The following is a 22,745-nucleotide window of genomic DNA, read 5'->3' as shown; positions in this document are numbered from 1 at the left end:
AAATAAAATTCATAATGTTTAGTCCTATCCAAGTAATCAAAAAATTGCCTAATATACATTACATATTTTGCCATTGAATTAATCTTTCTTTGTTTAGCTAACTCAAATAAAAAATTCACAAGCATTTCTTCATTGAGTAGTCTCAATCGCTTAACTTTCAAATGCTTGCAGAAATAGTCAAAGAATAAAAACAATACACGCATCATCAAAATATGCTTTGTGCCTTGATTATAAATTGTATGACATAATTTTTCCAAATCTTTAATTTTTTCGCATTTTTCTAATTCTATGGACAAAAATCTCATTTTTGTAAAATCCCTTACTCCTGTTAAAACAACCATACGCTTAAATTTAAAAACAATAAAATCCCTAATCCCTACAAACAACTCCCTTTGACTTCTGGCGAGTGCGTTATTGTCATTTGATTTTTTCATAAAAGTCCTCTTAATATTAAATTTTTTAATAGAAATTAAAAAGAATGTAAGTTTTAAATGTTCTCTAAGTTTCAATCTAAGTCATTAAAAAATCATTGAAAATGTAGCATAAATTTTTTAAACAAAAGCTTAAAGAATAATTTCATTCCTTTAATATTGATTGTGAGTTCTTATGAAATTGGCTGGTAGTTCTTATATGAGTTGCTAGTAAGTTTTAATGGTGTTTTGCTCCTAGTTCTTAATCATACAAGCAACCTAGTTCATATCATTAGAGCAGATAAGTTCTTAATCTATTTTCCCCTTAGTTCTTTGCTTAATGTGAGCTATTAGGTTCTAACTTGTGGCTTTTAGTTTTTATCGTGTAGCCCTTAGTTCCCTAATTGTTGCTTACAAGTTCTTACTACTTGCTTGTCAGTTCATAGCATTTAGCTTGCAAGTTCTTATTGGTAGGCTGTAAGTTCTTTTGCTTGTGCTATAAAGTTTTCATTCTATTAGCAAAAAACCCTTATTTTTTAAAAATCTAGCTCCAAGTCCCTTGAATACGAAGTTTTAACCATATGTGTACGCACACATGGTGTTATCCTGCACCTTTTTGATTTAGTTCTAATTTCAATTCTTTGTGCTATGCTACAAAGAATTGAAAAATCGCTAGATTTAAAATCAAAAGTCTAGCTCTTAAATTAGCGTTAGCTTGAATAAAATTTGGGCGTTTTAAATGCCTTGTTAGTAAGGGAAAGAAGTTTAGCTTGAAAGTGTGCGAATTAGATAAGAATTTAGCAATGTTGTTAAGTCTTAAAGGGTTTGTATGCTAGATAGGGCTATATTAGATACTAAGCTAGATAGTCGCCCTATGGACTTATCTTTCTTAGATGATATTTTAAAGCATATGCAAAAGCCTAGATTTAGTGATAGCGATAAAGTAGATAAAAGATGGCTCATTAAGTTCAATCAATTTAACCCTAACTCAAAGTTTATTAAATCTAATCTAGTTGGCACAAAAACAGCTAGTCCTGTGCTTATTAAAAACATAGGGCAAATGAAACGCTCCCACTTAGAAAATGCCCTAAATTATGCTTTAGAAAATAGCGAAACAGCTTACAATGAAATGTTTTTAGAATGCGATAAGCAATTCATCTTAGAGAGTTGGCTCAATGACTTTGATTTGACTAAAGATTATAACGAGACTATGCACTTAGTTTTTTCTATCAAAGATAGCCAGATGAAGAGACAATGCAAGGGCTTTTACATTCTACTTGGGAGAGCTTAAAAATAAGATTGCCTGAATACAAGTTTGCCCTTGTGCCACACGCTCATCAAGACCATGCCCATATCCATTGTTTTATCAATAAGACTAATCAGCTCACACGAAGAAGACTGCGTTTTAAGGGGCATGAAGATTGTAAAGAATTTTTTAATGAATTAAGAAGTGAGTTTGCTTATAGGTTGAATGACCACTTATTGAGCGAAGAATACTTGTATGTCAATGAGCCAAAACTTAAAGAGCTAGACAATATCAAACAACAATTACAAGACTTGGAAAAAGAAGAAAAAGCCTTAGAACAAATCAAATCCCCACAAGATGAGTGGGACTTAAACAAGGCTTTACAAAGCGAGTATTTACAAGAACTCAAATATAAAAACAAAGCAAAAGCCCTAGACATTCAAAACAACCACAGCACCCCTTTAAAACAAAAGATTTCTGAATTTAAAATCGCTCTGTTTAATCACAAAGACACAAGCGATGATGAAAAAGAACAGCTAGATATTGACAGGATAGATAAGAGAAAACCAGTAAGCGAACACTTAAAAAACACTAACAAACACGAGCTATACGAACTCTTAGGCTTTTATCAAAAAGAATTAGATAAAAAACAAAACCATTCAGCCTTTAAGAATTTTGCTATTCTCAATGGTTTAGACAGAGACTTTGAAAGAGAGACTAAGGGCTATTCTGTTTTAAAGAAAAAAGAAATGCTTTTAAATAAGCTTGAACACCTAGACAAACGCCTTTTAGATAAAAACTCACACTTACTATTAGCCCAGCTAAGAAATGAAGTTAAAACCAAGCAAAACACCCAATACAACACTCTAACTAATCCTATTTTTTTAGCCAAAGCCTTAGAACTTTCTAAAGATAAACGCCCCACTCTCAAAACTTTTAAAAACGCTTATTTTAGTGCTAGAAAATATCAATTCATGCTAGAGAGCTTTAAAACTAAGCAAAATGACCCCACTTACAAGCTTAATGATAACACTTATGAGCTAGTGAGTAAGCAACTACAAGACTATCAAAACACCATGCTTTTATTAGCCAAAGAGAGATTACTTTTTTTAGAACAAGATTTAAAACAAAAAGAAGAAGAGTTTGAAAGAGCCAAAGAACATTATGTGAAATCTTTAAAACATTATAGAGAAACTTCATTGTCTCCAAAAGAAAAACAAGGCTTTCTCAAACAAATTAAACAATTTTCTAAAATTTCTAAGGATATTCTCTATACTTGTAATGAAATCATAGGAGCTAATAGGTTTTTAACCCACTATGACGACCTAAACCTTGAAAAAGTCCTAGAACATGCTAAAGATACTAAGCTAGAGCAAAAAGAAATTCAAGCTATCACAAAAGAGCCTAATAACGATGAGCCTTGGATTGAGTTTGGTAAAAAAGAACAAGCTAGAGCTAAAGCACACTATCAAGCTATGCTAGAAAAAGAAAAAGCTAAAGAATTAGCTAAACAACAAGCTAAAACCTTGCACTCTAATGAGCTTGATGATGACCCTAAAGCTCATGCTGGATTAAAACAAAATGACAACACAAACTCTAAAGGGCGTAATAGATAATGCTCTCAAGCGATGATTGCCTTTAATGTTCTTAATAAAGAATATACCCTTTGATTAAAGGGGTTTATTCTTGTTCTTTTCACAAATTAGCTTATTTAAACAGATATACAAATAAAGCACTCTAAAATGCCCCACAATCAAAATAAAGCCATAAGATAAGACAAACTATTAACCTAAAAACAAAAACGCTTTAAAACGCCTTGTAGAGCTTAAATTTTTCTTAAGTAGCACGCAAAAATTTAAAACCTTAAAGTTTTCTTAAATATAATCATAAAGCAAGTTTAAACCTAACCCTTGAACCTACTATCAAATCAAACTTAACTCTTTTAATACTAAGAGCTAGAAACAAACCTTAACCCTACACACTATAAACAAAAACTTTTCTAATCCTAAATGCTAATGAGACAAACCGCTTACAACCTAACTTAAATAACACAAGCCTTGACTAATCATTCCTTCCACAACTAACATGTCATTGATAGGTAATTCCTATTTTTCTTTTATTTTGATTTTGTTCTTATTTTTACTAATAAAAGAAATTAAAAACTTTCCTTAAACTAAACCTAGCCACAACTAACCTTATGGCTCTTTCAGTCAGTTTGTCTCTTTTAATCAAAAGTTCTTTTTTTTGATTTTTCTTTTTTTCCTTTAGCAAGTTCCTAGTTGTCTAATTTAATCAAGTTTTTTAAAAAAAAGAAATCCCCTTCATGACATGATATTTACTAATAACATGTTTACTCAATAGGTTAGGAAAGAAAGGTAAACCTTTCTTTCCCTTAATATTTTTATAACTATACGGAACTTAAGTTCCGCTTTCATATCTAATACCCATAAACACGCACTTCTTAACCTTAAAAAGCGCTTAAAGCTTACTTTCAAAAACTATTTAATCGTTGATAAATTCAATTTTTGTATTTAGTGAGTAATGCAAATAACTATGTATTTGATTATTTACTTTTAAGGGGGCGAAATTTTGCTTTTATGCCTTAGTTAAAAGCGGAACTTTTTAGAGATTTAGATTTAAAGGCGGAATTTCAAATCTCTAAGGAGCCATGCAAAATTTTTAAAAATACCGCTTTTAGAACCTAACAAACTAAAAAACATAAAACTCTCATTCTTTAAGATTTCTTTTTATATTTTAATAAGGGAGCAATATGCCACATAACAAACTCACCAAATCTCAAAGAGAACTCTTTTGTAATCTCAAAGCCTTTTTATACACTAAGGCTAAAAACTTTACGCCCATTCAAGATGTGAAGGATATGGCTTTAATCCTAGACACACAAGATAAAATCTTAAAATGCCATAATATAGAGCAATTAAAACAACTCTGTCATATTCTTTATAATCAAGGCATTAAACACACTATAATGATGCAAGGCTTGTTTTTATTCTTTAACTATTTTAAAGATAATCTCAAATTAAGAAGTTTTAGAATGCTTAGCGAAGAGCAAGTGATTAACTTTCTTTTTGAACTCGCTCAAAATAGAAAGCCAAGCTCTATGGCTAAATATGTGATGTATTTAAGACAATTCTTTGATTACTTGGATAGGAAAAAGCATTATAGCTTTGATTTTGCTCTTAAAAACCTAGCCTTTGCTAAGACCAAAGAAAGCTTACCTAGACATTTAAACGATAAAGACTTAAAGAGTTTTTTAAAAACACTCTTAGACTATAAGCCAGCTACAAGCTTTGAAAAACGCAATAAGTGTATTCTACTTAATTGTAATACTTGGGGGACTTAGAAAATGCGAAGTGTTAAACATAGAATTAAAACACATTCAACTAGAAGAGCAAAACTACTCTATTTTAATTCAAGGTAAAGGTAGAAAAGAGAGAAAAGCTTATATTAAAAAGAGTTTGTTAGAACCAAGCTTGAATACTTGGCTTAGTGATGAATATAGACTAAAATATTTTAATGGGGCATATCTTTTTAAAAAAGACAAACAAAAAGCACAAAATTCTTTAACGCTTTATAACTTTATCCCCTTAATCTTTAAACTAGCTCAAATCAAACACTATAAGCAATATGGCACAGGCCTACATCTATTTAGGCATAGTTTTGCAACACTCATTTATCAAGAAACCCAAGACTTAGTTTTAACTTCAAGGGCGTTAGGGCATAGCTCCTTACTCTCTACTAAGATTTATATTCATACCACACAAGAGCATAACAAGAAAGTGGCTCTTGTGTTTGATAGTTTGATAGAGAACAAGAAGTAAGGGGGTTAAAATTGATTAGGTAGTTTAGTGTAATTAGTTTAAATAATCTTATTAAGATAAATAATCTAGCATTAGATAGTTTTATTTAACTATTTAATGTTTTATTGCTAATTAAAAATGATTAGTTTTATAAGGGTTGTTAAAATCATTGAGATTTTATAGAGTTAGCTTAAATTACAAAATATTCTAAAAATAATGTAATTATAGATTATTGTTACTCATTAAGAATATATTTGATTAACAATACAAATAACTAAATTCTATTCAATACTGATAAAATAACTAAGCACTATCAAATACTTTCTTAATGATATTATTTATCGCCTATGCTTAGGTGTGGGGGTGTATTCATTGGAATTGTCTAAATTATCTGCGTTGTCATGGGAATTTGAGTAAGTCGCTGTTTTAATTTGGTCTATTTTGTCTATTAAAAAATCATAAGCACTTAAAGAAAGGTCTTTATAATGTGAAATGGGTTCTACCATATCTATTTCTATGCTATAACGCTTTTTATCTAACTCTTGCAAAGAATTTTGAAGAGTTAGTAAGTCTTGCTTAGTTATTTTTTGAGAACTTAAAAGCTTGTCAAATAAATTATTGTCATTATGCAAAGCCACTGCTATATCAAAAATATCTCTTGTTTTATTATCAGTTTTTCTAAAAGTAATCTTTTTAGCGATAATATTTTCTAAACTTTCTACATAAATATCAAAAGCAAAAATCTTTTTAGAATTATCTACATATCCCTCATTACTAGCATAATCCACTAAAACATCTATTTTAATGTTGTCTTTATTCGTTACGCCTATATGATTATGTTGGTCTATGTATCTTGTGCTATCAAAATGACTGCAATTATCTATCCATAATTTAGGGCTAAAAAATCCCAAACATTGAGCATCATTGACAAACAAATCAATATCAAAGCTTAATCTATGCTGGAAGTAATACATGCTCAAAGCTGTGCCTCCTCCAAACTTAATACTACTAGGATTAAGCCCTAAATTCAAAGCATTTTTAATAATGGGATAAAATTGTTCTAGGGCTTGAATTTGAGCTTGAAAGTTGTTTTTGATAAAACTAAGGCTTCTTTTCATTGATAGGGATTGATAGAAAGGACATGTAAAATATTCTCCATAGGAATGTGATAGTCTTGTGAAAACCATTCTATTTCTTGCTCTAGTGCCTCTGTTTGAATTGTGCCTATAATATACTTGTCAGTATTGCTTAGATTAGTTGTTTTTTTATCCATAAAAAGCCCTATAAGATACTCTAAACTCACATGCTTATCTTTATTGCCAATAGAGTTATTGATTGTAGCTAATAACATAGGGGCAAATGACATTTTTATCCTCCCTAAATTGATTTGATTGTAGTTTAGCAAATTTTGTGTTGGTTTTGGTTTGACTTATAATGATTGTTTAGCTATAATACGCCTACATTCGTAGGGCTGACCGAAGCCCACTTTCTTATAGCTTATAGACTACTTAGTTTTTCCAAGTCTTTGTTTCCAATACTTTTGATTAAATCATCTAAAAATGAAACAATTTTGTTGGGCATGATACCAAAGTTAAAACTTTTACTTGTAGGCTTTTCTAATTCTCTGATAAAGCGTGTTGTAATGCGTGGGCGGTTGTTTGCCCTTAGCTTTAGTAAATTTTCCCAATGATACGCACGATTTCTAATTGTCCATAGTAAGTTTAAAGCAATATAGGCTTTAGCATAATTAGAAAGATGTTGTTTTCTACCCTTAATAAGCAAAATATCCTTATTATCTTTGTAATAAGCCTTAAGACTATAGGCTCTCAAATCTAATGCTACCCCCTCTAATTTGTAAAAAAAGATAAGCTTAATCACCGCTTCTAAAGACATTTTAGACAAGACCAAAGAATGCGTGATTTCTTTTTTCTTGTCTTTCAATTCTTCTATTAAGGGGATTAAAGAAACTTCATCAAACACCCACTCATTCCCTTTAATTTGAGTTAGGCAATAATCTAGTGCGGTGCGTAAGTAAATCTCTAAATTAGAGATTTTAGGTGTGATTAGACTAATGAGCTTTAAATTTTCTTTGTATTGCTCTAGGTTGTCATAAGTCTCTAGTCTGTCTTTGGATAGAATGAGCGTAATATCGTTTTTGAAATCTTGTAAATCTTGAATAGTGTCTCTTAAAATAATTGTTAAACCAAATTATAACACAAACAAAATTAGTTATAAAAGATTGTTATTGCTTGTTAAGATAATATATGGTGAGTAATTAAAATAACCAAATTCTACTAAATACATACAAAATAACTTAATATTAATTGTTATTAGTATTTCTTTAAATTTCTATGCTATAATGATTACAATTCAAGTTAAGTTAAAAGGAATAGAAAAATGATTAAATTAACATGGTTTGAATAAAACTTTAAAAACAAGCTTATTAGCTGGGGTTTTACTAGGTGCTACTGCTCCCTTAATGGCGAAACCTTTATTAAGTGATGAAGACTTATTGAAACGAGTAAAACTACACAATATCAAAGAAGATACGCTGACTAGCTGTAATGCTAAGGTGGACGGCTCTCAATACTTGAATAGTGGTTGGAATTTATCTAAAGAATTTCCGCAAGAATATAGAGAAAAGATTTTTGAATGCGTAGAAGAAGAAAAACATAAAAAAGCCCTTAATTTAATCAATAAAGAAGACACTAAAGATAAAGAAGAACTTGCAAAAAAAATCAAGGAAATTAAAGAAAAAGCTAAAGTTTTAAGGCAAAAATTTATGGCTTTTGAAATGAAAGAACACTCTAAAGAATTCCCAAATAAAAAGCAACTTCAAACCATGCTTGAGAACGCTTTTGATAATGGAGCTGAAAGTTTTATTGATGATTGGCACGAACGCTTTGGGGGTATAAGTAGAGAGAATACTTATAAAGCACTTGGCATTAAAGAATATAGTGATGAAGGAAAGATATTAGCCTTTGGCGAAAGAAGTTATATTAGACAATATAAAAAAGATTTTGAAGAAAGCACTTATGATACTAGACAAACCTTATCTGCTATGGCTAATATGAGTGGCGAAAACGATTATAAAATTACTTGGTTAAAACCCAAATATCAGCTCCATAGTTCAAATAATATTAAACCCTTAATGTCAAACACAGAGTTGTTAAATATGATAGAGCTAACCAATATCAAAAAAGAATATGTTATGGGCTGTAATATGGAAATAGATGGTTCTAAATATCCCATTCATAAAGATTGGGGATTTTTTGGTAAGGCAAAAGTCCCAGAAACTTGGAGAAATAAGATTTGGGAATGTATTGAGAATAAAGTAAAGTCCTATGACAACGCTACCGCTGAAATAAAAATAGTTTGGAAAAAAAATACTTATTCTATCTCTCATCACTAAGCCCTTAATCCCATATACTAAAAATGGGAAAACCAAATTGGTCAAATTTAACATTAGGGTTTTGAAAGTATATTCTAGCTCTTTCTCTTTCGTTTATTCTTTTTTGCGTTAATTGTTTGTCTATATGGTTTTCTTCTTTCCCAAAGCCATCATTATTTTGCCTAAAATAATCATCTGCCATAATCTCGCTTTGCATTGCCATTGTTTGATTTAAAAAGAGCATTTGATTGGTAATTTCTTTTAAATATTTTAGAGTAAGTAATTTAATCCTTTGATTGAAATTTGCGTAGGCTTGGCTTTGAGCGTCTTTATTGGGGGCTTTGGTTAAATCAAGTGTGAGCGTTTGGATTTCTTGTTCTAATTCGTTATCTAAGCGAGTTGTCCTAAATACATTATCAATAGGGTCGCATTTGCCTGTCTCTTTATTTTCTGTGCAATAATGTATCCCTTGCTTATTATGGTTAGCTGTAGGGTCAGTTACACCAAACTCAGTTTGTAGGACATCAAGTCTTTTTAGAAATGGGTCAAGTTTCTTTTTTAACTGCCTATTATCATTAACCTTTTTCTTTACTCTAAGCAAAAATCTTCGTTTTTGCTCTTCTGAGCTATTGCCTGTTGCTAAAAGAGCTTGCTCGCTTTCATAATTACTATCGTTTACCATTTTACACAACATTTCTCCCCACGCTCTACCACTCAATCCAAGTGATTGCATGTTTTCATAGCCACTGCTACTTAGAGATTGGATTAAATTTTGCACATCTCTTGCGGTTTGGGTTTGTTCGCCATTTTTGGTGATTAGGTTATTGAGATTTTTAAGATTGACAATCTTATTGTTAGTAAGAGCATTGACATTAAGCCAAGGGCATTGTTGCTGTAAGTATTTGTTTCTTAACAAATTTTGTGCGTTCCAATTTTCTATGCTTTGCTTTAAATTCTCATAGTTGTATCTAATGCTCTCTATTTGATACTGAGCGTTTTGTATTACTTGCATGGGATTGGCTAAAGTAATGGCACTACCACTAATCAAAGAATTAGTTGTATTTATCATGTTATTGACTTTTTGCAACTGATTGACTTGAGCTTGAGCCTTAGAAATAATCTCTTCGTATCTTTTGATACTATCTACCATTTTGCCTATGATAGTGGCTTGACTTACATGGGTTTCTGGGTCATTGACAATCAAAGGAGTTTCCCCCTCTGCAAAGACACTTTTGCAACATAAAAGAGCGCTAAAAAGCGCACTAAAAATTGATTTTTTCATTTTTAAACCTTTTATTTGTTATTTTTATCATTATCAAATCCAAAGCCACTTTTAACACTTGCTACAAAGTGTCTCACACCAGCTTTAGCACTTCTTGCATTTACAGCATTTGCCCCTCCACTTAGTCCAGCAAGTCCAAGAGCTTTAGCTCCAGCTTGAAGTCCTGCTAGTCCGCCCCCAGCACTCTGATAGGCTTGCTTAACTTGATTAGCAACCATAACTGCACTACCCCCAAATACAGCTCCGCCTATTGTCATGCCAATTTTTTGCATCATTTCTGTTACTGCCCCCACGCCTCCACTTGTGCCAAAGATATTATTGATAAAATCAGGCACTCGTTTGACTAGAAAGAAACAAATCACAGAACCTAAAACAATAATGGTTAAAAAGCCTACAATAGAACTATGGGCTATATAAGAGTTCCAATCTCCTTTTAAGACATTGCCAAAGGCATCAATAATTTTTCCCTCATTTGCCATTTTATCCGCATTGCCATAAAAGCCTTGTGTGACTTCGTGTTTAGTGGGGATTAAAGCATTGACTTTATAGATTATTCCATAATTAAAAAAAGCTACTAACATCATACAAGGTTTATAAAGAGTAAGGGAAATGAGCTTTTTAAGATAGCTAAATAACATGCCTTTGGTTTGGGGGATTAAACCTAAAGGCAATACAATTAAACCTAATGCTGACCACATAAAAATTTCTGCTGTAACTAATAACACAATAATAAGCAATAAGCCTAAAAACAATAATTCCCCTAAAATCACTAAAAAAAACATGATTATTTTAGGTATCATTGTGAGCCAATTAAACATGCTAATACCATCAAAAGCATTATCCCACAGATTAACTATCATTGCATAAGCACTTGAAACTAGATTGCCTATATTAAAGGTTTCACTAGGACTAGCATTAGCATTGGTAGGAATTTCTAAGCCATCATTTAAGCTTTGAGCGATAAGTATAGCAAGCTTTTCAGCTGGATAAAATATCGTGTTAATGAAATAGGTGTTAAAATCATTAGGATTTCTAATCCCCCAATTGATAAACCCCACAAACACGATGAATACAACCACTCCCATAGCGGTTTTAAACTCAAACATATCGCCCTCTTTCACACGCTTATACGCCCATATCATAAATAAAATAGTAATAATGATGTTTAAAATGAGTTGTGCATGAAAAAAGCTACCCACATGTTCAGCAAGACTTTTGGCTACTTTTTGAGATGGCTCAACAAACATGCCCATAAGGGTGTCAAAAAAATTCATCGCCCTCTCCCTTTAACACAACTTTGTGCTTGTAAATTTTCTTTAGCATTTTCTAAAATGCCCTTAAGCCTTTCATTAAAGGGCTTAATGCTATCAATTTGTTCTAATTTATCCATGATATTTTCCTTTTCTTGTGTTGAAGTGTAGTTGTCTTTTAATTTTTCTAAAGAGCTTTCTAAAAACTCCGCCATAGTGTCAATGTTAATCGCCTTATTTTCTATAATGTGTGCTAATTTCAAATCATCATTACAATCTTTTGAAAAAGGCGTATAGATAGTGGGGAATTGCTGTGTAAGAGCATATAAAATACCCTCGCATTTTTCTTTGTATCCTTTACCCTTAATATCATTATCAAAGGCTAAGATGACATTAAAACTATCTTGTGGCTTATTAATAGGCTTAGGCTTTCTGTATTCTCTAGTTCTTTCAACTTGCTTGTTGTAAATAAGAGCATTTTTTTCTCTTTGATAATTTTTAATAATGTCAGTGTAAGTCTCTACTACCACGCTATCAAAATCATCACTAGCCCTGCCTTGTCTCACTAATTCTTGCCATTGTTCTTCTTGTTTTAGATAATGGTTATACGCTCCTTGTTGTCGACCTTTTAATTGCTTAAAAAAACTTTTTAAAAAGAGTTCTAATTTTTGTGCATTAAATTGCCCTGCGGTGCTAATTAAAACGCTCTCTTTAGGCTCTAAACCTTGTAACTCTAAATATAAGCTAGACTATCAAAGATATTTTCAGTAACAATGACATTTTTAACTAAGCTTAAATTATTAGGGAACAAGACTTCTATGCCTTTACTTCCTTGTGCGATAGATTTTAATGGCTTGTCTCTTATGTTGCCCTCTTTGTCTGTGCTTAAGGGAGTATTTAGGCGTTTGTTAATCCCACACTGATGAATGGGTATGACATTAAGATTTTTATTCTCAAAAGCTAAATAGGTAGCAAGGATAAGATTATTAAAATTGTCCGTTTTTAAATGCTCTTTATAAGGCTCTAATAGCTTTGTATCAATGCCACGCTTTTTAATGAGTGTAGCGTTTTGTAAATCATAGGGTTTAAGGTTTTTAAACTCATTGATGATTTTTTGAATTTCTTCGTTATTTTCGCTAGAGTTATCCCTTGCTTGTAGAGTATCTTTTTTATTGCGATAGCCTTCTAACTTCCCAGCGAGTAAGTCTTCAACGCTGATATTTCTATCCTTACAAAAAGTAATGATATTACCGACCTTATCGGTATGAGTTTCTTTGTAGGTGTAACTAATTGAGCCATCTTTATTTTGATTTTTAAAGATGACTAAACTTCCCTCTTCGTTTTCATGCTTTAAGCAAGGGTTATTCTTGCTATGCTTATTTTTGTTGATAACATAGCCATTATCTAATAAAATCTCATGCAAAGGCAAGGCAGTGAGATTAGGGATATAACTCATAGGATTTTCCTAACGCCTTCTGCTCTTAGAGAGCGTATTTTGTGTGTAGTCATAATCTATAGTTGGCATTTCTTTTTTCACTTCTTTTTGAGCGTTATTTTGCTCTTTAGCTAATTCTTTAGCTTTTTCTTTTTCTAGCATAGCTTGATAGTGTGCTTTAGCTCTAGCTTGTTCTTTTTTACCAAACTCAATCCAAGGCTCATCGTTATTATTACTCTGTGCTTTCTCTTGGATTTCTTCTTTTTGGCGTTCTTGTAAGCATTTGTGAGCTTTAGGGTCATAATCTAGCCATGGTTCATCAGGATGCAAGGTTTTCTTTGGCTCTTGCTTAGATTGTGGCTCTTTTGCTTGAGTAGTGCCATTTTGCTCTATAGCTTGGTTTTGTTTTGTGTTTTCTTGTTGTGTAGCGGTGCTATTAGTTTGAGCGTTAGTAGTCTCTTGTCTTGGCTCATTTTGTGAGTTTTTAGGTTGCTCTGAATTTTTATTAGCCTTATTTTGCTCTTTAATGGCATTTACCCCCACACTTTGAGTGGCACTATCTAAATTTTTGAGTGTTTTTGCTTGTTGCTTGTCTAAATGCTTTCGCATCACTTCATACACTCTATTATCCATATGCTCTAAGCTATCTTTAGATTTAGCTAAATAATCTTTTAAGACTTCGTGGTGTTCTTTTTCTAATTGGTGTCCCAAGATAGACTTAACGCTTAATTGCAAGCCCTTATCTTGCATGTGCTTATTACCATGCGCTTGTTCTAAGCAATCCTTAATCAAATTGATATGCTCTTTAGTGAGCTTGGTTGGCTCTTTTTGGCTTACCACTAATAAGACTTTCAATTCATCTTCATTCATGTGGTTTTTAGCGTAATTTAAAAAGCTCTCTTTAAAATCAAGCTTAGTCTTAATGCGTTTTTGCTTAATATCAAGCTCGGTTTGTTTAAAGAAACTATGCAAACTAGCGTATTTGTCTTTAAGGTCTATATCATTGCTAGGTGTTTTCTTTTCTTGCTCTTTTTGTGCGTATTCGCCTTGTTCTTGTGTGTTAGGCTCTTTTTCATTAAGCTTATTGCTTTCTTCTAAAGCAATAGAAGCGATTTTACTTGTAGTATTTTCTCCTGTAGGTCTTAGCAATTCAAGCTCATTAGGATTTAAAAAAGTGATAACTTCGTTTGTTTCATCTCTTATAACTTGCAAACTCTCTAAAAGTGTTGCACTTTCATTATCCAAACCTTGCTTGGTATTATTATCTCTTAATGTCTCTAATTCTAAGTCTTGCTGGTTTAAAAGCTCTTTTTCTTGCTCTTTTTCTTGCTCTTGAAAAACTTGTTGCTCATAGAGAGTATCAGGGTTTTGGCTCTCATAATATTGCTCTAGGGCTTTATTTTCGCCCTCTAGGGCGTATCTTTCTAGCTCTTCTTTTTCAAGCTTATTTTCATGCTCTGCAATACTAATTTCTTCAGCTCTTTGAATTTGATTTTCTTCATAATCTTGTAGTGCCTTACTTTCAAGCTCTTGTTGTTCTAACTTGGCACTAACTCGTGCAATGCCATCATCTTCATTCATTTGTATGTATTGCTCTTGTTGGTATTCATAATACTCATCTTCGCTCATTTCTAAAAAGCTTTTTTCTTCTGTAAGCTCTACTTCATTTTCGCTAGAATTTTGTATCTCATGTTTATTAGCATTTTGTGTCTCAACAATCACTTTTTCTAAACTTTCTACAAACTCGCTTGGATTATCATTAGAGATAGATTGCTCTTCATTGATTTCTTGTTGGAACGCATTAAAAAAATCGCTTACATTTTCATTGTCTTTTGTATTAGAGATTTCATTTTTCATGCTCTCAATGACTTCTAGCATAAAAGAAATGTCATCTTTTAAGCCCTCTTGGCTTAAAGACTTGATTTCTTGTTCTAAAATGCCTAAAAAATTGGTGGGGTCATTTTTAGAATTTTTAACTTCATCTAAAAAACTCTCTAAAAAAGCGTCCTTTCCATCATCACTCCAAGCTTTCCACGCCTTTAAAAATCCATTGATAAAATCTTGCATTATCTGCCCCTGCCTTTAGATTGAGTAAGCACTACTTCATCATTAGCAAAGTAGTGGTCATACTTTTGTTGCTCTGCTCCTTTATTAAGAGTTTGTTGCAACATCGCTAACATTTGGGGATTACTTTGAGCCATTTCAAGCATTTTAGAAAACTCTGCCATATTCATTTCATTGTTGTTTGGCTCTTTAGTGTTGTTTTCTTTGGCATTGTTGTCTGTATTAGGTGCAATTTGTTGCTGTGGTTCTTGATAGATTTTGTGTTGCTTTCTTTTTTCATGATGGGTTGCTCCATATTGCTCCACATAATCTAGCACTTTCTTATATTGGCTTTCATTTAAATGCTTGGATAAATCATAAATCACTAAGTTTTGATTATCTATAGAAAAAGTTTTACTAACATACTGCGTTCTTAAAGTTTTAGGGTCTAATTCTTTAAGCTTAGTTTTGTCTAGCGTTTGAAAAACATTGACATTGTAGAGATTTTTAATCTCTAAAGTCGGCTCTATGTCTATCTTTTCTTTTTTAAATTCGTAAAAGGGCGTTTTGCCATCTTGCATATACTTGATATTACCCTCTTTGTCTCTTTGAGGAACTTTTTCATTCTCATAAATCACTTCGCCATTAGAATAATGCTTAAGATTGCCCTCTTTGTCTTTAAGGGGGATTAAATTACCCTGTTCATCTCTTGCTTTAACATAGCACATTTCATAATCTCTAATGTAAGCAATACTTGCCTTATCATAAAAGCCATTAGGATTATTTTTACTCTTAGTGTTGTTTTTAATATGCTCCACTTCTTTAGGGTTTGCCCCAAGTTTTAAGGCATCATCTAAACCTACCCAAACATTACTCTCATAGCCATTCTCATGTTGCTTGGCATCTAAAATAAGAGAATTTAAGCCATTATAGGCATTGCCAGCATTACCATTATAAGCTCTATTATTTGGCTTAAACTCTAATCCAGATTCTAAACTTTTAGCAATTTCGCTCGCTAAAAACCTAGCAAAAACCTCTTTTTGCTCTTTAATATCCATTTCATTCCACGCTTTCATTTAATGCTCCTTGTTTTTATTGACTTCATTTTCTAAGGAATGTTCTAACTCTATTTTTGTTTCTTGTTCGCTTTTAGGCTCTACTCCCATTTGCATAAACTCTATCATTTGCCATTCATTCATAGGGTATTTTCCCTCTTTAAGTTCTAAAAAATCTTGTGTCATTTTTTCTGTCCTTGTTTTTAAAAAATCTTTTTAGAATGCCATTAAAATTACAAGGAAATCAAGGTCTTGACTTATTTACTTTTTCAAAGTGTGTGCGTACACATATGCCACTTTTTAAGCTATTTTTAAGCAAAAAACACAAGTGTGTACGCACACATTTTTTAGGCTCAAACCATGCAACCCCCTAAAATGCGTAACTTAATCTAAAAGTAAATGAAAAGTAAATAAACCTAAAAATTTAATGAAAAAAGTTAAAATTTAAGCTAATCTTAAGCTAAAATGATAGTTTTTTGCTCCTTTTTAATGTTTAAAAAAACTTTTTTTAAAAATGAAAAAGACAAATTAAACCTTAGAATTTCTTGAGAAAGTTCGCTTAAAATGCTTTAAATTTAATTGATAATTTAATTTCTTAATAGTTTAATGATATAAGCTAAATAAGAATAAATTCTTTTAACATTGCAATATTAAATTAAAGACTAAATACTCTTTAAATAACATAGTTTTATTATCCCTTACTAAGTTTAATTATTTACTATGTTTATATAAAAAATCTTAAACAATCAAATTGTTTAAAGTTAATTCAAAATCTATATAATTGTGATATACTTTTAAAATAACTAAAATAAGGAAAATAACATGACCATTTGCATTGCTAATGAAAAGGGTGGCAGTGGTAAAAGCACGCTTTGTTTAAACTTAGCCGTGCAATTACTCAAAGACAATAAAGAAGTGGTTGTTTTAGATACAGATAGCCAAAAGTCTATGGAAACTTTTGCTACAATTCGTGCTGAAAAAGAACGCCCCACTTTTAGCTTATTTAATCGTAGTAGTGGCTTTAGCGATACTTTAAAGCAAATGGTATCTAAGTATGAAAATATCCTTATTGATACTAAGGGGGAATACAGCAAAGAAACCCAAAAAGCTATGCTTTTAAGTGATATTGTGCTAGTGCCAACAACTCCTAGCCAATTAGACACTGAAGTCTTAGCTAATATGCTAGAAAGAATTGAGCAACTCCAAGAGCTTAATGAAAATCTAAGAGCCTTAATTGTCATCAATAGAATGCCTACTATTCCTACCCTTAAAGAAAGACAAGCCTTAATAGAGTTTATTAAAGAAAATAACCCTAGCGATAGGATTACACTTTTAGAAAGCTCTTTGAGTGAGCGCATTGTTTATAAGCGCAGTGTAAGCGAAGGCTTAGGGGTCATAGAATACAGCGATAAAAAGGCTATCAATGAGTGGGTTAATTTTCACAACGAATTAAAAAGCCATTTAGAAAAAGAGAAAAGACATGCGTTTTAGAAGAGTTAAAAAGCACAAAAATAAACACAATAAGGAGCATACAAGTATGGATTTACAACAAATTGATGAGCTAGAAAAGAAGTTTGAAGAACAAGAAGAACAAGCCCAAGATACCCCCCTAAAACAAGAGCCTAGCACAAAGGAAGTAAAAATCCCTAAAAAAAGGGGGCGTAAAAAAAGCTTGTTAGATGAAGATAAGAAAAAGAGCTTTAACATTGCCTTTAGTCCTTGTGTGATAAAAGAACTTGATGAATTTTTGCTAGAATTTGGCTCATTTAAAGAGACACGAAGCACTTTTATTGAAGAAGCGCTTATTAGGCATTTAAAACACAGAAAAAACACCCAAGAGCAAAAGCTTTTAAAGCAACTAGAAAGATTACAAAACAAAGAAAAGGGCAATAATGAAAACAATGAACTTGAATGAATTTTTTACGCATAAGATAATCTATAAAGACACCCCTTTAAAGTTTAAGGATACACTAGAACAAGAAATCAGCCAAGCTAGTTTAGTAGAGAAGTTAATCTTAGCTAATATCTTAGCCAATATGGTGTTTGCTAAGATAAGCAATGAGAATGCCCCTAAAATTCTTATTTCACGCTTGATGTGTAAGTTTAGTCCTATTGATTATGAAAGCACTATTCCTAGTGATTTTAAGCCTATAGATGAAGAAGAATATGAAGATGATTTAGAATGGCTAAATGAAGAAAAAGAAGATAGGCTCTTTAATTACTATCTATTTTTAAATGGTATTAAAGAAAGTGATGTAGAAGAAGTTTTTAATGAAAGTGTAGAAATCTATGATGAGTGCTTAATAGAAATCGCTCAAAATGTCCTTAAAGATAAATTTTCTTATGACATTGACTTATTGCAAGTTTTAGTAAAAGGTTATGCTAAAGAGATTAGAGAATTTTTGAGTTATAAACCTACAAAAGAAATCAAAGACTTTAAAGACAAAGACACCGCACTTTATATCAGCTTAGGAAAAGACTATGACAAAGAAAAAGAGCCATTTTCTAAAAAATTGCAACAATGTTTTAAAGAGATTTTAGAGAGCAAGGGTATTTAAGTAGTTTTAAATAGAATTAAATTAACAAGACAAAACAACTAAAAACTATCAAATACCCACTCAATAAGGTTACTTATCGCCTACGCTTAGGTGTGTAGGTGTTTTCATTAGAATTGTCTAGGCTATTATCATTATTGCTATAGCCTTGTTGCTCTTGCAAGGCATTAAGGGAATGAGATTGTTTTTCAAGTTTTTTATGTATTAGTTGAGCCATTACCCCTAATTCTAGGGCTGTTTCTTCTAAGTCCATAATTTGATTTAATAAAGCATCTAGTTTTACATCTACTAAATAATCGCTCACTAATTTATCAGGGTCTTTGCTAAAATCTTTTAAGCGAGTGGCTAAATCTAAGTTAAAATGTTCTTCATAATGCTTGGCTAAAAAATGCAAATCAAATAAATCTCTAGCTTTAGTTCTTGTATGCTCCCCATCAAAGCAAGCACAAAGCTTATTATCAATAATACGCTCTATTTTAGCAATTCGCATTCCCTCAATCACATTGACTTCGCTCTCTTTTGGTGCGTCTCTATAAGATATTTCTAATTTTAGAGTTTGTTCTTCTTTATTGTCTTTGGTAGCATAACGCACCATATAACGCCCCACACTATCAGTGTCTTTTTTAATATGAATATCATTTAAGATAATGCCATTAGGAATAGCACTCTTTACTCTGCCTAAGAGATTGATTTTTTTATGACAATCAAAGTCTAAATCTTCTGAAAAACGATTTAAGCCATAGCCTAGATACAAAGCTGTTCCGCCTTTTAATACCATAGGGGTGTCGGCTAGATTTTTAACAATGGCTCTCATCAGTTTTTCATGATTAAGAGCTTGTTCGCTTAAACTCACTCTATAATGGGGTTTCTTGCTATCCATTTATCCAAATTCTCTCTTTCTTGCTTGTTTAATTTGGGTTTCATCACTTCTATAAGAGCATAGACACTCTCTTTATCTTCAATACTAGGAAACCATTCATCTAGCATAACAACCCCTAGCTTTCCAGTTTGCAATACAGAAACATAGAGACAATCTACACAAGCTCTTGGATGCTCTGCAATATAAGTGGGAGTATGTTTAGGGTAATAGCCCATTTTATTGAGCCTTGCTGTGCCATCTATAATGCCTAGATTGCCTAGTAGTTTATTAGTATTATGAGCTTGTTTTTCACCATAGATATAAACCCCTATATCATCAAACGCATTCTCCATTAAAGCATAGCTACTATGCCAATCTCCTGTGCCTTGTGGGCTATGGATATTTAAAGCCACAATAGAGCTAACATAGACTTCTTTTGAAGTGGGTGGAATATAAAGCATGCTAAACTCCCTCATTAGTTTTAATTAGGTTCTAGTTTAGCAAAATTTCACTTACTACTTCTTATGATACTCATTGATAAAATCCCCACACACTTTCATACTATATTTAAATCCTTTGGGGAGCTTGACATTATGCTTTTTAGCTAACATCTCAGCAAAGCTAATTTGTTTAGGCGTAGCGGGTCTATTTTCATCATTATTAGAGTTACTAGCCTTTTTGTTGTTTTTCTTAAAAAACTCATGCTCTTTAATGTATCGGTCTAAAAACGCCTTAGCCACTCTGTTGTATTCTTTGTAGTTTTTAAACTCTTCGCTTAAATTTAATTGCAAATCTCTTAAAATGTTTTCTATATAAGTGATTTGTCCTTCACTGCTAGGCTTTATCTCATCATCATTTCTTTCTAGTTTTTCAATCTTAGGGCATTTAGTGGCTAAATTTTGTAAAAAATCTAAGTATGAGCTTTTATTTTCTACAATCTCATCTAGCACTTCTTCCATTTGTTTAGTATAGGTCAAATCAATAATGAATTGATAAGCATTTTCAAACACTTCTACCACTCTTTTACCCTTATGTGTAGGCGTAATAATGTGTTTTTTATCTTGGCTAATGCTGATATATTCTCTTTTTACAAGCGTAGGCAAATAGCTCGCATAAGTGCTAGGTCTGCCTATGCCTTTATTTTCTAAAAGCTTGACAAAACCTGCCTCTTTATAAGCACTTGGGGCATTTCTTTTAATGGTGGCTAAAACTAAGTCATTTAGACTTAACACATCATCAATTTTAAGATTAAATTGTGCGTTTTGCTCTTTTTCTTTATCTTCTTTGTCATCATTACTTTCATCATCATTCTCTAGCTCTTTTTTAGAAAACATTGCTAAAAACCCAGCGCTTTTTAAACTCTTAGCAGAACATTTAAAATACTCATTTTTGATTTTAAAGAGCAAATCTTGCTTGTCATAAATGGCATTCTTGCCTTGACTTTCAATGGTTCTTTCAAAAATCAATCTATAGAGTTTTAAAGCGTCTTGATTAGTAATATTAGCATTATAGACTATGCTTTCTAAATCTTCGTATTTGTGGGGGTGCGTGATACGAATGGCTTCATGAGCTTCTGCTTGGCTTTGCTTGCCAGCCTTGTATTCTCTTTTTTGATACACTTCTTTATAAATAGGCAAATAAAAGCTCTCTGCCTCATTTAAAAACTCTACGCTCAAACTTTCAGCATCTGTTCTAATGTAAGTAATCAGTCCAGCCTCAAAGAGATTTTGAGCTAGTGATGCACTTCGCTAATACTTAAACCAAGCATAGAACTTGCTTTTTCTAAAAGCGTAGAAGTGATAAAGGGCTTTTTAGGTTTAGTCTCTACAACAGAGTTTTTTAAATCCTTTAAAAGACAAGCTTTATTATCCTTTAAGCTCTCAAAGAGTTTTAAAGTCTCTTCTTTATCATTGAATTTAATCTCTTCGCCCTTTTCATCACAATGCTTGATAGTTACTTCTCTGTTAGCACTATCGTTAATCTTAGCTTGAATTTGATAGCTTACTTTCTCATTTTCAGGTAAAGCCTTAAATTTTTCAATCTCTCTGTCTCTATCTACAATGAGTTTTAAACAAGGGGTTTGCACTCTTCCAGCACTAGAGCCTTTCATTTGCCCTAAAGCTTTGCCTAAATAAGGGGAGAGCGTAAAACCTAAAAGCATATCAGCCACTCTTCTAGCTAAGGCACTTTGATACATTTGCTTATTAGTGTTTTCAAATAAAAGAGCATTTTGTAAGCCTTTGTTAATCCCACTTGGTGTGATTTCAAAAAACTCCGCTCTATAAATAGAACTAGCTATTTTTTTAATCTTTTCATAAAAATGATAGCCTATAGCATAACCCTCTCTATCAGGGTCAGTAGCAATATAAACCTTTTTATTTTTACATGCCTCTATTATCTCAAAAATACGTTTTTTCTTTTGTGGGTCGTATTCAAAGGTCGGCTTAAAGTTATTGTTTTCATCATAGCTTTTAAGTTGCATAAAATGCCCTATGGTAGCAAAGACCTTTGCTCCTGTGATTTCTTTAATCTTAGCCACTTTATTAGGGCTTTCAATAATAATAACGCTATCTTTCATTTTTTGCTCCTTTAAAATGGGATTTTATTAGGATTTATCGTTTCTTCCAACTCAAGCACAGAAAGATAAACTAAACTTCTTAGGGCATTAAAATCTTCGCATTTAACATCACCGCAAAAAATAGGCATTTTAGGTATTACTTTGGATTTAAAAATCCCATTAAAACATCGTAATTCATTGCTTTAACTCCTTAATTGATTTTTGTTCTAAGATTTCTAATCTCTTTTTGCACTCGCTTACACATCAAGCAAGCTTTCTAATAATTCGCTATGCTTATTCATAAAATCTTCTTGAGATTGTTTGGTGCTATTTAGGGCTTTATACAAGTAGATAGAATTGATAGTATAAAGCCCTAAGAATAGAAAAAATCCTAATTCAAACATTGTTTTCCCCTTATTTAAACTTAGCTAATCGTTTCACTAGTTTGACTACTCGCATAATAAGGCGTAAATCACGCCACTTAATGCCATTTAAAAAACTAAAGAGTTTGTTAGACTGTTTTCTCATCTTCTACCCCTTGATTTAGTAATTTCCACTTCTTGTTCGTTCTCATAGTAATCAACATTATTAGTGGTTGCAACTTCCTTAGAATAGATAATTTCAGCTCCTTTTTCTATTTCTTTTCCAATCACTTGTTCTGTAGCTGGCTCTATTTCATCATGGCTCTTTGTGTTCCCCTTAACCCCTTGCTCTTCCCTCTCATTCTCTAAACTCGCTCTTTTTTCAGCGTTCAAATTCTTTAAGACTTCTTTAGATTTAGGATTGAACGCAGGCTTATAATCTCTGTCTTTACCCATTTTGGCTAAATCGTCTATTAGAGTTT

General features: G+C 32.0%; 14 protein-coding genes and 7 pseudogenes. 6 read left to right on the top strand and 15 right to left on the bottom strand.

From position 1 onward, the window contains the following. A pseudogene (locus tag CXY28_RS07635) lies at positions 1-434 on the bottom strand (tyrosine-type recombinase/integrase); the annotation flags it as partial. An 805-nt stretch (positions 435-1,239) separates the two neighbouring features. Here CXY28_RS07635 and CXY28_RS07630 point away from each other — a divergent pair. Together CXY28_RS07630 and CXY28_RS07625 are read left to right on the top strand one after the other, a co-directional pair. Further along, positions 1,240-3,272 (top strand): annotated as a pseudogene (locus CXY28_RS07630) (relaxase/mobilization nuclease domain-containing protein). A 1,154-nt stretch (positions 3,273-4,426) separates the two neighbouring features. Beyond that, a pseudogene (locus CXY28_RS07625) lies at positions 4,427-5,495 on the top strand (tyrosine-type recombinase/integrase). 317 nt (positions 5,496-5,812) lie between these two features. Here the strand turns inward: CXY28_RS07625 and CXY28_RS07620 are convergent. From CXY28_RS07620 to CXY28_RS07610, 3 genes and pseudogenes are all read right to left on the bottom strand, one after another. Then, positions 5,813-6,617: pseudogene (locus CXY28_RS07620) on the bottom strand (nucleotidyl transferase AbiEii/AbiGii toxin family protein). Beyond that, complete coding sequence (locus tag CXY28_RS07615; RefSeq protein ID WP_000006537.1) at positions 6,589-6,840, bottom strand: hypothetical protein; 252 nt, start codon at positions 6,838-6,840, stop codon at positions 6,589-6,591. The pseudogene CXY28_RS07620 and the gene CXY28_RS07615 overlap by 29 nt, the downstream one beginning before the upstream one ends. A gap of 131 nt (positions 6,841-6,971) precedes the next feature. After that, positions 6,972-7,652: a CAAX protease gene (locus tag CXY28_RS07610; protein ID WP_100980304.1), complete on the bottom strand. Its 681-nt coding sequence runs from the start codon at positions 7,650-7,652 to the stop codon at positions 6,972-6,974. 394 nt (positions 7,653-8,046) lie between these two features. Here CXY28_RS07610 and CXY28_RS07605 point away from each other — a divergent pair, with 394 nt between their 5' ends. Further along, entirely contained in the window at positions 8,047-8,886 is an 840-nt protein-coding gene (locus CXY28_RS07605; protein WP_232779999.1) for a hypothetical protein, read from the top strand. 4 nt (positions 8,887-8,890) lie between these two features. On the opposite strand, the gene CXY28_RS07600 is transcribed toward CXY28_RS07605, so the two are convergent. The 6 genes and pseudogenes from CXY28_RS07600 to CXY28_RS08695 form a co-directional block, all read right to left on the bottom strand. Then, the gene (locus tag CXY28_RS07600; protein ID WP_050826306.1) at positions 8,891-10,162 is read right to left on the bottom strand and encodes a hypothetical protein; all 1,272 of its coding nucleotides are present in this window, start codon (positions 10,160-10,162) and stop codon (positions 8,891-8,893) included. Continuing rightward, a complete protein-coding gene (locus CXY28_RS07595; protein WP_050826307.1) occupies positions 10,159-11,421 on the bottom strand; it encodes a type IV secretion system protein in 1,263 nt (420 codons plus the stop codon). The genes CXY28_RS07600 and CXY28_RS07595 overlap by 4 nt, the downstream gene beginning before the upstream one ends. Next, positions 11,418-12,853: pseudogene (locus CXY28_RS08845) on the bottom strand (hypothetical protein). Before CXY28_RS08845 ends, CXY28_RS07595 begins: the two are co-directional and overlap by 4 nt. Before the next feature lie 9 nt (positions 12,854-12,862). After that, positions 12,863-14,899: a hypothetical protein gene (locus tag CXY28_RS07585; RefSeq protein ID WP_100980300.1), complete on the bottom strand. Its 2,037-nt coding sequence runs from the start codon at positions 14,897-14,899 to the stop codon at positions 12,863-12,865. Further along, positions 14,899-15,951, bottom strand: a complete 1,053-nt coding sequence (locus CXY28_RS07580) for an ArdC family protein (RefSeq protein ID WP_100951367.1) — start codon at positions 15,949-15,951, stop codon at positions 14,899-14,901. The genes CXY28_RS07585 and CXY28_RS07580 overlap by 1 nt, the downstream gene beginning before the upstream one ends. Beyond that, complete coding sequence (locus CXY28_RS08695; RefSeq protein WP_000189763.1) at positions 15,952-16,116, bottom strand: hypothetical protein; 165 nt, start codon at positions 16,114-16,116, stop codon at positions 15,952-15,954. 636 nt (positions 16,117-16,752) lie between these two features. Here CXY28_RS08695 and CXY28_RS07570 point away from each other — a divergent pair. From CXY28_RS07570 to CXY28_RS07560, 3 genes are read left to right on the top strand one after another with little or no spacing between them, the layout of a single operon-like run. Further along, complete coding sequence (locus CXY28_RS07570; protein WP_001932455.1) at positions 16,753-17,421, top strand: ParA family protein; 669 nt, start codon at positions 16,753-16,755, stop codon at positions 17,419-17,421. 46 nt (positions 17,422-17,467) lie between these two features. Continuing rightward, positions 17,468-17,845: a hypothetical protein gene (locus CXY28_RS07565; protein ID WP_000365702.1), complete on the top strand. Its 378-nt coding sequence runs from the start codon at positions 17,468-17,470 to the stop codon at positions 17,843-17,845. Continuing rightward, positions 17,823-18,488 carry a hypothetical protein gene (locus CXY28_RS07560; RefSeq protein ID WP_000855663.1) on the top strand — a complete coding sequence of 222 codons (666 nt, stop codon included), beginning with the start codon at positions 17,823-17,825 and terminating at the stop codon, positions 18,486-18,488. Before CXY28_RS07565 ends, CXY28_RS07560 begins: the two co-directional genes overlap by 23 nt. Positions 18,489-18,561: 73 nt before the next feature. On the opposite strand, the gene CXY28_RS07555 is transcribed toward CXY28_RS07560, so the two are convergent. The 5 genes and pseudogenes from CXY28_RS07555 to CXY28_RS07535 form a co-directional block, all read right to left on the bottom strand. Next, positions 18,562-19,365 (bottom strand): nucleotidyl transferase AbiEii/AbiGii toxin family protein, encoded by an 804-nt coding sequence (locus CXY28_RS07555; protein WP_100951365.1) that lies wholly within the window; start codon positions 19,363-19,365, stop codon positions 18,562-18,564. Further along, a complete protein-coding gene (locus CXY28_RS07550; protein WP_000965788.1) occupies positions 19,335-19,805 on the bottom strand; it encodes a hypothetical protein in 471 nt (156 codons plus the stop codon). Before CXY28_RS07550 ends, CXY28_RS07555 begins: the two co-directional genes overlap by 31 nt. A gap of 54 nt (positions 19,806-19,859) precedes the next feature. Then, positions 19,860-21,922: pseudogene (locus CXY28_RS07545) on the bottom strand (type IA DNA topoisomerase). Positions 21,923-22,158: 236 nt separating this feature from the next. Continuing rightward, on the bottom strand, positions 22,159-22,305 hold the full coding sequence (locus CXY28_RS07540; RefSeq protein ID WP_229763315.1) for a hypothetical protein: 147 nt from the start codon (positions 22,303-22,305) through the stop codon (positions 22,159-22,161). A 120-nt stretch (positions 22,306-22,425) separates the two neighbouring features. Then, positions 22,426-22,745: pseudogene (locus CXY28_RS07535) on the bottom strand (helicase); the annotation flags it as partial.

The organism is Helicobacter pylori, from assembly GCF_002832345.1.
GTDB lineage: Bacteria > Campylobacterota > Campylobacteria > Campylobacterales > Helicobacteraceae > Helicobacter > Helicobacter pylori_CP.
The sequence above is the reverse complement of the archived record's forward strand: the minus strand, read 5'-3'. Positions and strand labels throughout refer to the sequence as shown.